Origin of the sequence: Streptomyces sp. WMMB 322 (assembly GCF_900090145.1) — a bacterium.
Classification (GTDB): Bacteria; Actinomycetota; Actinomycetes; order Streptomycetales; family Streptomycetaceae; genus Streptomyces.
In genome coordinates this window covers 98,887-114,532 of sequence record NZ_FMHI01000017.1, presented here as the reverse complement: position 1 = coordinate 114,532, position 15,646 = coordinate 98,887, and the positions used below count along the sequence as shown (strand labels likewise).

Sequence of the window (15,646 nt, the reverse complement as noted above, 5' to 3'; positions counted from 1 at the left end):
GATGCGTACGACGGACACCGGATCCGGCACCGGACCGGACACCGGATCGGACACCGCCGCCGGGACCGGCGCAGGCGGCACCAGCGGCACTCCCGCGACGGCGGGCGCGGCCCCCGAGGGGAACGCGCCCGAGGGGAACGCCCCCGAGGGGATCCCGGAGGAGACGCGGCTCGCCCGCGAGGCCGAGTCCCAGCTTTCCACCGCGCCCGGTGAGGAGAAGCTCAACGTCCCCTCCATCGGTGCCGTCGGCTGGGCCCGCTGGTTCTGGCGGCAGCTGACGTCGATGCGGGTCGCGCTGATCCTTCTGCTTCTGCTCTCCCTCGCGGCGATCCCCGGCTCGGTGATCCCGCAGAGCAACGTCGACAGCCTCAAGGTCGAGAACTTCCGGAAGAAGCACGACGTGCTCTCGCCGGTCTACGAGAAGCTCCAGCTCTTCGACGTCTACACGTCGGTCTGGTTCTCGGCGATCTACATCCTGCTGTTCGTCTCCCTCGCCGGCTGCATCGTCCCCCGCACCTGGCAGTTCGTGGGCCAGCTGCGCAGCAGGCCGCCCCGCGCACCGCGCCGCCTGGAGCGGATGCCGGCCTACACGACCTGGCGCACGGACGCCGCCCCGGACGAAGTTCTCGGCGGGGCCCGCCGGCTGCTGGCGGGACGGCGGTTCCGTGTCGAACGGGAGGGTGACGCCGTCGCCTCGGAGAAGGGCTATCTGCGCGAGGCGGGCAACCTCCTCTTCCACATCGCCCTGATCGTTCTGCTGCTGGCCTTCGCCGCCGGGCAGTTGTGGAAGTCCGACGGCGGCAAGCTCATCATCAAGGGCGACGGCTTCTCCAACACACTCACCCAGTACGACGACTTCAAGTCCGGCTCCCTCTTCGACCCGGACGACCTGGAGTCCTTCGGCTTCAGCCTCGAGGACTTCCACGCCACGTACGAGGAGTCCGGCCCGCAGAAGGGCACGGCACGCGACTACCGCGCGGACGTCTCGTACTGGGAGGGCGCCGACGGCAGGGAGAAGCAGGACTCGATCAAGGTCAACCACCCGCTGCAGATCGGTGATTCGAAGGTCTTCCTGAACGGGAACGGCTACGCCCCGGTCGTCTCCGTCAAGGACGGCAAGGGCAACACCGCTTTCCGCGGCCCCGTCGCCTTCCTCCCGCAGGACGGCAACCTCACGTCGTCCGGCGTCGTCAAGGTCACCGACTACCGGGACGCGAAGAACCGCAAGGACCAGCTGGGCTTCCAGGGGTTCTTCGTTCCGACCTTCGGCGGCTCGGGGTCGGGAACGATGTTCTCGCAGTCGCCGGCGATGAGGTTCCCGGTGCTCTTCCTCACCGCGTACCACGGTGATCTCGGGCTCGACTACGGCGCCGCGCAGAGCGTCTACCAGCTCGACACCAAGCGCATGAAGCAGTTCAAGAAGCCGGACGGCAGCCCGCTGGCGAAGAAGATCCTTCCGGGCGAGACGATGAAGCTGCCGAACGGCGGGGGCGAGCTGAAGTTCGAAGGCGTGCGCCAGTGGGCCCAGTTCCAGATCGTCCACGAGGTGGGCGGCGGCTGGGCGCTGGGCGGTGCGCTCGCCGCGATCGGCGGGCTCGCGGGCTCGCTGTTCATCCAGCGGCGGCGCGTGTGGGTACGTGCGGTCACGGGTGCCGACGGCCGTACGGTCGTGGAGATGGCGGGGCTGGGACGCAGTGAGTCGGCCAGACTCCCCGAGGAACTGGGTGACTTGGCGTACGCGATGCAGAACGACGCCCCGCCCGTGCCGGACGAGCCGGAGACCGAACCGGGGAGCCGGCACGTGGAGCACGACGAGCACGCGGAGCACGAGGAGCAGGGCAAGAAGGACGAGAACGACGAGGACGACAAGGCCAGTGCCGAGGACGGCGCCGAAGCCTCGCCGCGAGGAGAACGCACGTGAACATCGCCGCTGCCGCAACGAACGAGAATCTCGCCGAGATCAGCAACTACCTGATCTATTCGGCGATGGCCGTCTACGCGCTCGCCTTCGTCGCGCACATCGCCGAGTGGGTCTTCGGCAGCCGCAGCAAGGTGGCCCGCACCGCCGCCGCGCTGAGCCCCGGGCGTGAGAAGGGCCGCGAGGCGGCCGAGGACGCCCGCGACGGTTCGGAGGCGGGCGCGGACTCCGGCGCGGCCGCGGCCGCGCCCGCGAAGGGCGCCGCGGCCGGCGGCAAGGCGTCGGGAACCTCCGTGCTGGAGCGCCCGCGCCCCAAGGTCGTCGTCCGCTCCTCCGCGGGCCGCCGAGGCGAACTGCCGGACGGCCCTGGCGCCGCCGCCGGTGACGAACAGGGCGATCTGTACGGCCGGATCGCGGTGTCGCTGACGACGCTCGCGTTCCTCCTGCACTCCGCGGGCGTGCTCGCACGCTCGCTCTCGGTGCAGCGTGCCCCCTGGGGCAACATGTACGAGTTCTCGACCGCCTTCTCCATGGTGGCCGTCGGCGCCTATCTCGCCTTCCTCGTCGCGAAGAAGAACGTCAGCTGGATCGGGCTGCCGCTGGTGACGACCGTGCTGCTCGACCTCGGCCTGGCCGTGACGGTGCTCTACACCGAGAGCGCCCAGCTCGTACCGGCGCTGCACTCGTACTGGCTGTGGATCCACGTCTCGCTGGCCATCGTCTGCGGCGCGCTGTTCTACCTCGGCTTCGTCTCCACGGCGCTGTACCTCTTCCGGGACCGGTACGAGACCAAGCTGCTGGACGGCGGCACACCGGGCGGCTTCGCCACGTCGGTCATGGAGCGGCTGCCCTCGTCGGCCTCGCTCGACAAGTTCGCCTACCGCATCAACGCGGCCGTCTTCCCCTTCTGGACCTTCACCATCGTGGCCGGGGCGATCTGGGCGGGCGACGCGTGGGGCCGCTACTGGGGCTGGGACCCCAAGGAGGTCTGGTCGTTCATCACGTGGGTCGCCTACGCCTGCTACCTGCACGCCCGGGCGACCGTCGGATGGAAGGGGCGCAAGGCCGCCTACCTGGCCCTGATCGCCTTCGCGTGCTTCCTGTTCAACTACTACGGCGTGAACATCTTCTTCAACGGCAAGCACTCGTACGCGGGCGTCGACGGCTGACGCTCGTATGCGGGGGCGCCGGCCGAGCCGCTCCGCCCGCCCCCGCCGCCTCCGGGCCCGACCGAGATCAGGTCACCGGGCCCGGCGGAGCCGTCCTCGGGGCCCGGCGGAGATCCGTCCTCCGAGCCCGGCGATCCGTCTCCCGCCGCGCCCGGCGCTGGGCTCAGCTCTTCGGCGGTGTCTCGTCCGGGCCGCCCTTGCCGTCCTCACGCCGCCCCGACTCCTCGTCGCGGCGGTGCAGTTCGGCCTCCTGCGGCTCGGCGCCGGGACGCGGCTCACGCCCGGCCGCCCCGGTGTCCTCGTCCGTGACGCGGCCCTTGCCGGCGTCCGGGCGGTCACCCTTGCCGGCGTCCGGGCCGGCGTCCGCGCCGTCCTTGCCGCCCGCTGCGTTCCGCTCGTCGCCCGGCGTCCCGTCGTCCTGCGAACCGTCGGGCTGTGCACCGCCCTTGATGGACTTGAGGAACTCCGGGTTGTCGTCCGGGGCGACCCAGCGGCGCTCGTCGGGCCGTGTGGCGCCGTAGGGCGCGTTCTTGCGGGGCCGCCCGACGGCGAACCACGCGACGGGGCCCAGCAGCACCTGCCCGAAGAGCAGGACGATGATGATCCACACGACCTTCGGCAGCTTCCGTACTTCCTTTTCAGGAGTATTGAGGCAGTCGATGAAGGCGTAGATCCACACCGCCAGGACGAGAATGAACGGCAGATACCTGAGCATGCGGGACGCCCCCTAAGCGAGCAGACTCGGCACGGTGGGCCGGAAGTGCGATCGGTGCGGTGCTTCTTGCAGCGTTTTGGCTGCTTCTTGCTGGTATGTCGCTTGTGCGTTACGTGTTCGTGTTCGCGTTCGTTCCGGAGGGTGCATCGCGGCATTCCGCCGTACGTACGTAAGCCAGCGTAACGGTGTCCGGAAGGGGCCGGGGGCGGCCGGTCGGGGCCGGGAGCCCATGCCGGATACTGGGGCGCATGGCATACGACGATCTCCGCTCGCTGCTGCGGGCGCTGGAGCGTGACCGGGACCTGAAGCGGATCAAGGCGGAGGTCGATCCGCACCTCGAGATCGGTGAGATCGTCGACCGGGTGCAGAAGGCCGGCGGGCCGGCGCTGCTGTTCGAGAACGTGAAGGGCTCCTCCCTTCCCCTCGCGATGAACGTCTTCGGCACGGACCGCCGACTGCTGAAGGCCCTCGGCCTCGAGTCGTACGACGAGATCAGCGAGAAGATCGGCGGGCTGCTCAAGCCCGAACTGCCGCAGGGTTTCGTCGGGATGCGGGAGGCCTTCGGCAAGCTCGGCGCGATGACGCACGTACCGCCGAAGAAGGTGAAGGGCGCCCCCGTCCAGGAAGTCGTCCTCGAGGGCGACGAGGTGGACCTGGACGCGCTCCCCGCGCTGTTCACCTGGCCCGAGGACGGCGGATCCTTCTTCAACCTCGGTCTGACGCACACCAAGCACCCCGAGACGGGCGTGCGCAACCTCGGCCTCTACCGCCTCCAGCGGCACGACCGCCGCACCATCGGCATGCACTGGCAGATCCACAAGGACAGCCGGAACCACTATCAGGTCGCCGCGCGGCGCGGCGAGAAGCTGCCGGTCGCCATCGCCTTCGGCTGCCCGCCCGCTGTGACGTACGCCTCGACGGCGCCGCTTCCGGGCGACATCGACGAATACCTCTTCGCGGGCTTCACCCAGGGCAAGCGTGTCGAGATGACCGACTGCAGGACGGTGCCGCTCCAGGTGCCCGCCCACGCGGAAGTGGTGCTGGAGGGCTGGCTGGAGCCCGGAAAGACGCTGCCGGAGGGGCCGTTCGGCGATCACACCGGCTTCTACACGCCGCAGGAGGACTTCCCCGCGCTGACGATCGACTGCGTGACGATGCGCAAGCGCCCGGTCTTCCAGTCGATCGTCGTGGGCCGGCCGCCGACGGAGGACGGACCGCTGGGGCGCGCCACGGAGCGGTTCTTCCTGCCGCTGCTGAAGATCATCGTCCCGGACATCGTGGACTACCACCTGCCCGAGGCCGGCGGCTTCCACAACTGCATGATCGTCTCGATCGAGAAGAAGTACCCGAAGCACGCCCAGAAGGTCATGCACGCCATCTGGGGTGCGCACATGCTCTCCCTGGAGAAGCTGATCGTCGTCGTCGACGCCGAGTGCGACGTGCGCGACCTGCACGAAGTGGCCTGGCGGGCCCTGGGCAACGTCGACTACTCCCGTGACCTGAGCGTCGTCGAGGGCCCGGTCGACCACCTCGACCACGCCTCGTACCAGCAGTTCTGGGGCGGCAAGGCCGGCGTCGACGCGACGGCGAAGCTGCCGGAGGAGGGCTACACGCGCGACGGGGGCTGGCCGCACGCCATCGAGTCCGACCCCGATGTCGCGCGGCTCGTCACCGAACGCTGGAAGGAGTACGGCCTTTGAGCGGCGACGCCGTGACCGGGGACGGCGCACGGGCCGGCATGGACCGGCCGCGCGGAGGCGTGCGCGCCTTCCTGCGCCTGGTGATGATCGAGCACTCCGTCTTCGCGCTGCCGTTCGCCTACACCGCGGCGCTCACGGCGATGTTCCGCGCGAGCGGCACCGTCCAGTGGCGTGAGCTGCTGCTCATCACCGTCGCCATGGTGGGGATGCGCACCTTCGCCATGGCCGCGAACCGCATCATCGACCGCGAGATCGACGCCCGCAATCCCCGTACCGCCGGGCGCGAACTCGTCACCGGTGCGCTCTCCGTGCGGTCTGCGTGGACGGGTGCGCTGGTCGCCGTCGCCGTCTTCATGGGCGCGTGCGCCCTGCTCAACCCGCTCTGCCTGGCGCTGGCGCCCGTCGCCGTGGTGCCGATGGTGGTCTATCCGTACGGGAAGCGCTTCACGGACTTTCCGCACGCCATCCTCGGCCTCGCTCAGGCGATCGGGCCGATCGGCGCCTGGATCGCGGTGACCGGAGCCTGGTCGTGGGAGGCCGTGGTGCTGGGTCTCGCCGTCGGCGTGTGGATCGGCGGCTTCGACCTGATCTTCGGCTGCCAGGACGTCGCGGCGGACCGTGCGCACGGGGTGCGTTCCGTGCCGGCGCGGTTCGGTATCGCGGCGGCGCTCCACGGGGCGCGCGGCAGTCACGTCGTCACGGTGGCGCTGCTGGCGTGGTTCGGAGTGCTCACCGGTGCGGGCGTCTTCTGGTGGCTGGGCCTGGTGATCGTCGCGGTGGCCTTCGTGTACGAGCACTCCATCGTCAGGCCGGGGGACCTGTCCCGGCTCAACAGGGCCTTCTTCACGGTCAACGGGTTCATCGGCATCGCGCTGTTCGTGTGCGCGCTGCTGGACCTGACGGCGCGGGGCCTGAGCGTCTGACGGCGCGGGGCTTGAGCGTCTGCCGGTCCGGGGCCTGAGCGTCCATCTGTGCGGGGCAGGGCCGGGGGTCCCGCGGGTGCGGTCCCGTGCCGGCCCTGGCGAGCCTCCCTCAGTGCCAGGCCGGCTTGCCGCCTCCCGGCGTACGGGCGGTCGAGGTCATGAAGGCGGCCACGACGCCGCCGATCAGGCCGAAGAGGTGGCCCTGCCAGGAGACCCCGGCCTCCGTGGGCAGCACGCCCCACAGGATCGAGCCGTAGAACACGGCGACGACACCGCCGAGCGCGACGTCGGTGATCCGCCTGTCCACGAAGCCGCGTACGAGCAGGTAGCCGAAGAGCCCGAAGATCAGCCCGGAGGCCCCTGCCGTGTTGCTGGCGTCAGGTGCGACCAGCCACACGCCGAACCCGCTCACCACGATGATCGTGAGGGCGACGGCCAGGAAGCGCCCGGTGCCCCGCAGCGCAGCGAGAAACCCGAGGACGAGCAGCGGCACCGTGTTCGCGATGAGGTGGCCGAATCCGAAGTGCATGAAGGCGGCGGGAATCACGTCGACGAGCTCGCTCTGCCGGCGCGGGATGATGCCGAAGGTGTCCAGAGCGTTGCCCGTCGCCTGGTCGACGAATTCGAGGAGCCACAGCAGCCCCGTCCAGAGCAGGATCAGCTTCGCGGCGGGCTTGGCGCCCTGCCGCGGAGATCTGTCGCTGTTCGTGCTGTTGATGCCGGACCCTGATCCGTACGCCATCGAGTCTCCCCCTGAGGGACGGTCGCGGAGCCGATGCCTGTGACCTTGAGAACGTGGCAGAGGGCCCGCGAAGTTCCGCGGTCCAGGATGCGGCAGGCCAGGCCCTCCAGGATGGCGTCAGAACTTCTCCGTGCCCAGGGCGCCGTACATCGCGGTCGCCACCAGATCCTGCGGCATGAGCTCCTTGGCGCCGCCGGGAGCGGTCACGGAGACGGCGTCGCCACCGCTGAACTCCAGCCGCAGCGGCAGGTGCGCCTCCCCCCGCGTGAACTGGCCCAGGTCGAGGGTGAGCGAGGTGAGCTGCCCGCGCCGGATCGCCAGGTCCGCCACGATGTCGCTCCCGGGCACCCGTGCGGGGTCGATCTCCGCGCCCAGCGGCCGCAGCGCGGCGACGAGATCCCGTGCGGCCTTGCGCCCGGGCAGCGTCATCCGTACGCGCTCCGCGCCCCTGAACTCGCCGGTGGCCTCGAACTCGGCGTGCTCGCGAAGCAGGTCCTGCACGCCGCTGATGAACTCGCGCTGGGACTGGCCGTCGAGCGCCGAGCCGATGGTCACCGCGTCCCGGATCTCGCGGCTCCGCCTCGCCTCCTCGCTCTCCTCCGTCCTCTTGTGTGTACTCTTGTCCTCTTTGCCTCTTGCGTCTGCTTTGTCGCCCTCTGCGTCTTCCTGGTCTTCCCGGCTCCGCTGGTCGCTCTTGTTCTGCCGCCGCTCCGCCAGCGTCTCGGCCACGCGCGCGAAGTCGTCGAAAGCCTCGGGGTCCGCGCGCACCCACTTGCCCTTCAGTGCGTCCCTGGCGGCCCCCATGGTGTGCGGAAGCTCGTCCGCGAGATCGACGATCTCCGACGCCGCCTCACGCGTTTCCTCCGAGTCCGCGGTGTACTTGGCCAGCGTCCGCAGGTTCACCCGCAGATACAGCTCGTCCTTCACGGACTTGACCGCCGCGACGTCGTTGCCGCCGAAGTTCAGCGCGGCCGCCACGTTCGCGGCGTCGGACTCCGGCATCTCCTTCAGCGGGGTCTCCTCGTCGTCCGTCCCCGCCGAAACGGTCAGCTCGGCTCGCGAGAGCATGCGCGCCGCCTGCATCGAGGCGTGCCGCTTCCCGCCTCCTGCCCGCGCCGTGAGGAACTCGCGGGCCTGGCGCGGTGATCCGTCCACGGACACGACGACGGTGGAGGCGGGCTGGTCACCGAGCTTCACGACGGAGTTGCGAACCTTCAAGCCGGTCGTGAGGCGCTGGGCCGAGCTGCACGCCGACACGGAGGTGGCCACCAGCAGCGCGCAGCTCAGTACGGCGGTGGCGCGCAGCGGAGTACGGAAAGCGTGCTGCCCGGACGGCGGGCGGAAGAACTGCATCCCCCGAGCCAATCGCACAACAGGCCCGCGGCGCCAGTTGCCGCCGGACCTACGATCCGGCGGTGCGGCCCCCCAACTCGCCCTCCCAGCGCCGGTAGAGCTTGTGCGGAACACCGGCCGCGTCCAGCGCACGGCCCGCGACGAAGTCGACGAGGTGCTGCGCGGTACTGCCGCCCGCGTAGAAGGCGGGCGACGCCGGCAGCACCACCGCTCCCGCGTCGTCCAGCGAGACGAGGTGCCGGAGCGTCTGCCCGTGCAGCGGCGTCTCCCGTACAGCGACGACGAGCGGCCGCCGTTCCTTGAGGGTCACGGAGGCGGCCCGCTGGAGCAGGTCCTTCGACAGCCCCAGCGCGACACCGGCCACGCACGCGGTGCTCGCCGGAACGATGAGCATGCCCCGCGCCGGATACGACCCCGACGAGGGCCCCGCGGCGAGGTCTCCGGCGGGCCAGTGCCGTACCGCCGAGACGTCCGGGTCGAAGGCGCCGGGGGTGCCGTCGGCGCCGAACGCGAGCCAGCGGCGCAGATCCTCCCGGGCGTGCGCGTCGCGGAACGGGTGCCCCGTCTCGTCGAGGATCGTCAGCCGCGCGGCACGGCTCACGACGAGGTCCACGGCCTCGCCTGCGTGCAGCAGCGCACGCAGGACGGCGGCCGCGTACGGCGTGCCGGAAGCGCCGGAGACACCGACGATCCACGGCGTACGAGGCGTGCTGGTTCCGGTCGTGGAAGTCACGCGACCGAGCCTACGCGCGGCCCGCGGGGACGCGTCCGCGGGTGATCCGCGGGCGATCGGCGGCCACGGACGGCCCTCGGGGCGGCCTGAGGAGAGGTGTCTGAGGGCGAGCCGCCCCCATGCCTTAGATTCGTTACCGGAGATTTCGCGGAGCCCACGGTTCCCCTGCCCCGGGGCGGGGGAACCCTTCCCCTGCCCCGGCGGGGAGACCTCGATTCGGCAACGGAGGCACCAGGACCCATGGACGCGGTGGACAGGCAGCTCATTCAGGCGCTGCGGGAGAACGGCAGGGCCTCCTACGCCGAGCTGGGCCGGCTCGTCGGTCTCTCCGGCCCCAGCGTCACCGACCGGATCAACCGCCTGGAGACCGCGGGCGTGATCACCGGTTACCGCGCGACGGTGGACGCGCCTTCGCTGGGCCTCGGGGTCACGGCCCTCATCGGCATCCAGCTCACCGACGCGACCGACCACGAGGACGTGGCGGGGCGGCTGCACGAGCTGAGCGAGGTCGAGGACTGCTGGTTCATCGCCGGCGACGACTCCTTCATGCTCAAGGCCCGTGCCTCGGACGTGGACGCGCTGGAGTCCCTCATCCGTCGGCTGTCCGGCACCAAGGGCGTCTCCCGTACGCGCACGACGGTCGTGCTCTCGACCAAGTGGGAGAACCGGGTCACCGATCTGCCCCAGGAGGCCTGACACCCGGCCGCCGCACGGCCGCGCCGACGGTGCGGGACCGGCCGGTCCAGTGGGCCCCGGGAGCGGGGAGTACGCTCAAAAGGGCGCGCGAAGCACAAATCCTAGGAGGGCGACGCATGGACTCTGGGCTCAAACGCGAGCTGGAGGAGAAGGTCCGCGCAGGTGTACGGCTGACGCGTGAGGACGGCATCGCCCTGTACGACTGCGATGACCTCGCCTGGCTCGGCGGCCTCGCCCACGAGGTGCGAACGCGCAAGAACGGCAACGTCGTTCACTTCAACATCAACCGTCACCTCAACATGACGAACGTGTGCACCGCCTCCTGCGCGTACTGCTCCTTCCAGCGCAAGCCGGGGGAGAAGGACGCGTACACGATGCGCATCGAGGAGGCGGTGAAGCTCGCCAAGGCGATGGAGGGCGACAACCTCACCGAACTGCACATCGTCAACGGCCTCCACCCGACGCTGCCTTGGCGCTACTACCCGCGTTCGCTCAGCGCCCTCAAGGAAGCACTGCCCGAGACCGTCTCCCTGAAGGCGTTCACCGCCACCGAGATCCAGCACTTCGAGACGATCTCCGGGATGGACGCGAGCGAGATCCTCGACATCCTCATCGAATCCGGCCTGGAGTCCCTGACGGGCGGCGGCGCCGAGATCTTCGACTGGGAGGTCCGCCAGCACATCGTCGACCACGACACCCACTGGGAGGACTGGTCGCGCATCCACCGCCTCGCCCACGAGAAGGGCCTCAAGACGCCCTGCACGATGCTCTACGGGCACATCGAGGAGCGCCGTCACCGCGTCGACCACGTGCTGCGCCTGCGTGAACTGCAGGACGAGACAGGCGGATTCCAGGTCTTCATCCCGCTGCGCTACCAGCACGACTTCGTCGACATGCAGGACGGAAAGGTCCGCAACCGGCTCCAGGCGCGCACCACGATGGCGTCGGGCGCCGAGGCGCTGAAGACCTTCGCGGTCTCCCGCCTGCTGTTCGACAACGTGCCGCACGTGAAGGTCTTCTGGGTCATGCACGGTGTCCAGACCGCTCAGCTCGCGCTTCAGCACGGCGCCGACGACATGGACGGCTCCGTCGTCGAGTACAAGATCACTCATGACGCGGACAACTACGGCACGCCCGACAAGCTGACCCGTGAGGACCTGCTCGACCTGATCCGCGACGCCGGCTTCCAGCCCGTCGAGCGCAACACCCGCTACGAGGTCATCCGCGAGTATGAGGGGCCGGACCCGGAGCGCCGCGAGTCGCCGCAGCCGATGAGGATCTGAGGTCCCGCGGCGCGGTTCCGGCGCCCCGGCCCGGAAGCGGGCCGGGGCCCTGCGTCCGGGCCCGCTCGGCCGCCGGTACGGGCCGGTCGCCGGTACGGGGCCGGTCGCGTCGCGCGACGGCCCCGTACCGGACGCTCACCGGCTCAACAGCTCGCTGGCTCACCGGCTCAACAGCTCAGCGGCGCACGGCCGTCGGCCCGCGCCCTCCCTGTGCACGCCGCGGACGCTGTCCGCGGCCCTGGCTCTGCGCCGTCGGTCCGGTCAACTGATCGTCCGTGCGGTGCTGTTCGATCGTGCGGGAGCGGGCGGCGTGCGGCACGGTGGGCAGCCGCGGCTCGGCCAGCCGCCGTTGCACGCCCTGCACCACACGGTTCGCCGCGAAGGTCGCCCCGTACACGAAGCGCATGGACGGGCCGAAGGACGGCGTCGCCAGCAGCCCCGCGAAGAACAGCCCGGGGTGCGAGGACTCGAACCGTGCGTTCAGCTCGGGTGCGTCGCTCGTGCCGACGCGGTGCAGAATGCTGCGGATCGACTCGTCGAGCATCGACAGGCGCGCCAGCCGCGGCGAGAAGCCGGTCGCCGCGACGACGTGGTCGGTCTCGACGGTGCGCACGGCGCCGTCGACGGACTCCAGACGCAGCCGCACCTGGTCGCCCATCTGCTCCGCCGCACTGAGGCGGCTGCTCAGCAGCACCGGCACCGCGAACTCGAAGCGGTCGCGCAGCCACCAGGCACCGGCGGGGCCGAGCGCGGTGCGGGCGATGTGCTGCCGCAGCGCACCCGGCAGCTTCCGCACCGCCCACGGGATCTCGGAGTAGACCCAGCTCGGCCAGCCGGTGCCGAGTCCGCAGTGCGGATCGCGCAGCGACTTGAGCAGCGAGCGCTGAAGCGGCTGCGGCGGCGAGTTCCAGTTGATGCGGTCGGTTCGCGCCACGACCCGTACGTGGGCACCGCCCTCGGCGAGCAGCGCCGCCGTCTCCAGAGCCGCCTGCCCGGCGCCGACGACGGTCACGTCCTTGTCCTTGAAGCGGCTCAGATCGCGGTGGCGGCTGCTGTGCGAGACGAGCGCGGGCGGGAGTTTCCGCAGTGGACCCGGCTTGTGCATGAACGGCATGACACCGACGGCGACGACGACGGTGCGCGTCACCAGCACATCCCCCTCCGCCGTCTCGACGCGGAAGCCGCGGGCGCACGGGACGATCGACGTCACCGTCTGCTCCTCCGCCGGTGGCGCCGCCCGGCTGCCGAACCACTGCCCGTACTCGGTGAACGTGCCGATCGGCAGTGGTCTTCCGTGCTCCACCGTGATGCCGCGAGCGGAGCAGTACGCGGCGAGCGTGTGCGTACCGGCCGGGTCGGAGAGGTTGGAGGACCAGGGCTCGGACTTGAGGAACATGCCCTTGGGCATGTGGTCCCGCCACGAGGCCATGGGACGGCCCAGGACGCGCAGGTTGAGTCCGGCGGCCGCGGCGTGCGAGGCGATGGAGAGGCCGTAGGGGCCTGCGCCCACCACTACGAGGTCGTACATGCGTTTCCTTCTCTCTGATCTTTCACTGACCGCTCATCACGGGTGGAGCGGAAATGCGGTGCCGACGGCAGACCCGGTGTGGACGCCGGAAGCGCCGCCCTGACGGACCTGACGCGGTGCCAGATCTTGAGTGCGCCGCGGGCGAGCCATGCCCCGGCCATGGCGAAGAACGGGCGAGGGTCGTCGGCCGCGAACCAGGCGCGCTCCACGGCGCGGCCGGGGCCACGGGCGTACCGCCCCCGCGGCCGGAAACCGCGGTGGTCTCCCAGCTCGTCCCGCGCACCCCGGCCGCCTCGCCCGCCACGCGCTCCGGGCCCCTGCGGTTCTTCCTTCCGCAGCATCCCGAGGGAGACGACCGTGACCATCGCCGACAGCAGCGCGTAGTTCTCGGCGACGAACACCCGCCCCGGCCCGCCGCGCTGCGCGGGCACCTCGCGCCCCGTCAGGTGCAGATGCTGCGCGCGGACGACGTCGAGTCCGCCGTCGTCGGTGAAGAGCCGGAACTGTGCGCCGGGCCGCGGGTTGAAGTCGAGCAGGTTGTATGTGCCCGTCGCGGGGTCGAACCGGAAGTCGAGGTCGAGGATGCCGCGGTAGCCGACCCGCGCCGCGAGGCGTGCCGCTTCCTCCTCCACCTCATGGTTCGCGATCCAGGTGCCGACCGCCGTCAGGCCCGTGCGCGGGGGCCAGGAGCGTTCCTTGCGTCCCGAACCGCCCACGAGGAAGCCCCGGTCGCCGTCCGCGTAGCCGTGGAAGAACCAGTCCGTTCCGCGGCCGCCGGGCAGTCGCTGCTGAAGCAGGAGCCGGCTGCCCGCGTGAGCGCTCATCTCGTACAACTCGCCGGCCTCGGCGGGCGTCCGCACGAGCGTGGTGCTGCGCATGCCCTTCGGCAGCAGCCACGGGCGGCTCCACTTGGCGACGACGGGCAGCCCCAGCAGCGCTGCCTCGCGCGCCGCTGCGGCAGCGCTGTCCGGCGCCACCGTGACCGGATGGGCGATGCCGAGATCGCGGCAGAGTCCGGCCAGTTCGGCCTTGTCGGCGACGCGGGCGGGCAGGCCCGGCGCGGTGTCCGGGAGCAGGAAGCCGCGGCTGCGCAGCCGGTCGGCGAGGGCTGCCACGGCGATCGCGCCACGGTCGTCCAGTGCGATGAGCACGGCCGGCCTGCCGATGGCGTCCGACACGCGGGAGAGCGCCAGTTCGAGTTCGGCGTCCGAAGTGCCGTCCGGCGGAAGCGAATACATCCGGTGGACGAACCGGGAGCGGTCCACCGGGCCCGGCGTCCCCTGTGCGAGGTGGACCTCGATCCCCGTGCGCCCGAGGGACCTGACGGCTCCGAGTGTTCCGTGGTGGAACGGGTTGGGGTCGAGCCGGAGCAGGAGGACGGGGACTTCCGTGTCGAACGGCGGCATGGGTATGTCCTTGCGTCATGAATAGTGCGAACAGGGAGAAAATATCCCCATTGGGCTATCAGACCGCACCGAGTCGTCTTGAACGGTTAGGTATGAAATGCGTGTTTCGTGGCCTGAGAGGCCACCGGTGGACAGGAGGATGGATGCGGAGCCCTGAACGCCGCGGATACAAGGGGGTTTGCGGTCTCGTCGTCGCCGCCGGGCTTCTCGCTTCCTGCACCGTCCTGCCGATGAATCTGCCCCACTTCGAGAAGGAATCGTTCATCCGGAGCGTCATGCCGAGCGATTCCGGGGCTGCGGGATCCCGCGCCGAACAGGGGAGCGCCGGCTTCCCCGCGCGCCCCGCCTCGCTGACCGGCGTTCAGGCGGCCAACGCTCCGCTCGCCCCCCTCGGCACGTTCGTGCGGGCCGACCCGGGCGGCCTGATGCACATTCCGGAGCTGCAACACTGGCTCGGCGGCACGGAAGTGAAGGTGGGCCACACGTATCTCCCCGGCGACCGCTGGTCCAACATCGAGGGCAGGCCGGGCTTTCTCGAACCGTGGACGCGGTGGCGGCGGGCTCAGCAGGACCGGATGTTCGTGCTGAACGTGCCGATGACGCCACGCAACGAGGACGGCCTGCGGGACCGTCAGGTGCGCAAGCTGCTGCGCGCCGGTGCGGCAGGGCGTTTCGACGGCCACTTCCGCACCCTCGCCGAACGCCTCGTCCAGCAGGAGGCACCGGACACCGTGATCGTGCTCGGCTGGGAGATGAACGGCTCGACGTACTCGCACCGTTGCGGGCCCGCCCCCGGGGCCTGGAAGCAGTACTGGCGGAACATCGTCGCAGCCATGCGCTCGGTGCCAGGACAGAAGTTCCGCTTCGACTTCGCTCCCAGCCGCGGCCGGGACGCCTACCCGTGGACGAAGTGCTACCCGGGCGACGACGTCGTCGACATCGTCGGCATGGACGCCTACGACCAGCCCGAGGGCCACTCCTTCGAGTCCCAGGTGAACGAGCCGTACGGCCTCCAGGACCAGGTCGACTTCGCCAGAAGGCACGGCAAGGCCATCTCGTACCCCGAGTGGGGACTCTTCCGCAACGGCGACAACCCGGAGTACGTCCGCCGGATGCTCGACTGGTTCGACCGTCACAAGCCGCTGTACCAGACGCTCACCGACTACTGCCCGCACGGTGTGTGGCAGTGCACCGGCAATCCGGATTCCGCCGAGGCGTTCCGTGCCGCGGTCTTCGGCCGGTCCGGCAGGACGTCCGCCCCGTCATCCGGCGCGGGCTCGTCCGGTGAGCCCGGGGCCCGGTCGCCCGCGCCGGTGCCGTCGCCCTCGCGCACCGCGATCCCCGTGCCGACGCAACCCGGCTCGCGGATCCCGTGGTACGAGGACTGCTTCGCCGTCGGCAAGTACTGCGTGAGGTTCGACAAGCTCATGCACGGTTCGTGGGTGCCCGGGGCCGGAATGCACAAGTAGCGGCGGCCGCG

The 15,646-nt window shown here is 70.5% G+C and carries 13 protein-coding genes; 7 read left to right on the top strand and 6 right to left on the bottom strand.

Annotation, left to right across the window (positions count from 1 at the left end; translation table 11 throughout):
• Position 1 precedes the first annotated feature (1 nt).
• Positions 2-1,921: a cytochrome c biogenesis protein ResB gene (locus H180DRAFT_RS23175; RefSeq protein ID WP_079100337.1), complete on the top strand. Its 1,920-nt coding sequence runs from the start codon at positions 2-4 to the stop codon at positions 1,919-1,921.
• Positions 1,918-3,087 carry a c-type cytochrome biogenesis protein CcsB gene (gene ccsB / locus H180DRAFT_RS23170; RefSeq protein ID WP_055488054.1) on the top strand — a complete coding sequence of 390 codons (1,170 nt, stop codon included), beginning with the start codon at positions 1,918-1,920 and terminating at the stop codon, positions 3,085-3,087. Before H180DRAFT_RS23175 ends, ccsB begins: the two co-directional genes overlap by 4 nt.
• A gap of 163 nt (positions 3,088-3,250) precedes the next feature.
• Here ccsB and H180DRAFT_RS23165 read toward each other — a convergent pair whose 3' ends face one another.
• Positions 3,251-3,802: a PLD nuclease N-terminal domain-containing protein gene (locus tag H180DRAFT_RS23165; RefSeq protein WP_074466948.1), complete on the bottom strand. Its 552-nt coding sequence runs from the start codon at positions 3,800-3,802 to the stop codon at positions 3,251-3,253.
• 248 nt (positions 3,803-4,050) lie between these two features.
• Here H180DRAFT_RS23165 and H180DRAFT_RS23160 point away from each other — a divergent pair, with 248 nt between their 5' ends.
• The gene (locus H180DRAFT_RS23160; protein WP_055488053.1) at positions 4,051-5,502 is read left to right on the top strand and encodes a menaquinone biosynthesis decarboxylase; all 1,452 of its coding nucleotides are present in this window, start codon (positions 4,051-4,053) and stop codon (positions 5,500-5,502) included.
• A 38-nt stretch (positions 5,503-5,540) separates the two neighbouring features.
• Positions 5,541-6,425, top strand: coding sequence for a menaquinone biosynthesis prenyltransferase MqnP (mqnP, locus tag H180DRAFT_RS23155; RefSeq protein ID WP_055488104.1), 885 nt, complete (start codon positions 5,541-5,543; stop codon positions 6,423-6,425).
• Positions 6,426-6,534: 109 nt separating this feature from the next.
• On the opposite strand, the gene H180DRAFT_RS23150 is transcribed toward mqnP, so the two are convergent.
• The 3 genes from H180DRAFT_RS23150 to H180DRAFT_RS23140 all read right to left on the bottom strand — a co-directional run bounded on the left by H180DRAFT_RS23150 (position 6,535) and on the right by H180DRAFT_RS23140 (position 9,253).
• The gene (locus tag H180DRAFT_RS23150) at positions 6,535-7,167 is read right to left on the bottom strand and encodes a rhomboid family intramembrane serine protease (RefSeq protein WP_079100336.1); all 633 of its coding nucleotides are present in this window, start codon (positions 7,165-7,167) and stop codon (positions 6,535-6,537) included.
• A gap of 117 nt (positions 7,168-7,284) precedes the next feature.
• Positions 7,285-8,520: a hypothetical protein gene (locus H180DRAFT_RS23145; protein ID WP_079100335.1), complete on the bottom strand. Its 1,236-nt coding sequence runs from the start codon at positions 8,518-8,520 to the stop codon at positions 7,285-7,287.
• Positions 8,521-8,569: 49 nt separating this feature from the next.
• The gene (locus tag H180DRAFT_RS23140; RefSeq protein ID WP_055488052.1) at positions 8,570-9,253 is read right to left on the bottom strand and encodes a UbiX family flavin prenyltransferase; all 684 of its coding nucleotides are present in this window, start codon (positions 9,251-9,253) and stop codon (positions 8,570-8,572) included.
• A 240-nt stretch (positions 9,254-9,493) separates the two neighbouring features.
• Here H180DRAFT_RS23140 and H180DRAFT_RS23135 point away from each other — a divergent pair, with 240 nt between their 5' ends.
• Together H180DRAFT_RS23135 and mqnE are read left to right on the top strand one after the other, a co-directional pair.
• Positions 9,494-9,949 (top strand): Lrp/AsnC family transcriptional regulator, encoded by a 456-nt coding sequence (locus H180DRAFT_RS23135; protein WP_055488051.1) that lies wholly within the window; start codon positions 9,494-9,496, stop codon positions 9,947-9,949.
• 116 nt (positions 9,950-10,065) lie between these two features.
• Complete coding sequence (gene mqnE, locus H180DRAFT_RS23130; RefSeq protein ID WP_055488050.1) at positions 10,066-11,232, top strand: aminofutalosine synthase MqnE; 1,167 nt, start codon at positions 10,066-10,068, stop codon at positions 11,230-11,232.
• Positions 11,233-11,407: 175 nt separating this feature from the next.
• Here the strand turns inward: mqnE and H180DRAFT_RS23125 are convergent, their stop codons facing one another.
• Positions 11,408-12,760 carry an NAD(P)-binding domain-containing protein gene (locus H180DRAFT_RS23125; RefSeq protein WP_074466947.1) on the bottom strand — a complete coding sequence of 451 codons (1,353 nt, stop codon included), beginning with the start codon at positions 12,758-12,760 and terminating at the stop codon, positions 11,408-11,410.
• Positions 12,745-14,166 (bottom strand): carboxylate--amine ligase, encoded by a 1,422-nt coding sequence (locus H180DRAFT_RS23120; RefSeq protein WP_074466946.1) that lies wholly within the window; start codon positions 14,164-14,166, stop codon positions 12,745-12,747. The genes H180DRAFT_RS23125 and H180DRAFT_RS23120 overlap by 16 nt, the downstream gene beginning before the upstream one ends.
• 143 nt (positions 14,167-14,309) lie before the next feature.
• Here H180DRAFT_RS23120 and H180DRAFT_RS23115 point away from each other — a divergent pair, with 143 nt between their 5' ends.
• On the top strand, positions 14,310-15,635 hold the full coding sequence (locus tag H180DRAFT_RS23115; RefSeq protein ID WP_055488049.1) for a glycoside hydrolase family 26 protein: 1,326 nt from the start codon (positions 14,310-14,312) through the stop codon (positions 15,633-15,635).
• The last annotated feature ends 11 nt before the right edge of the window (positions 15,636-15,646 follow it).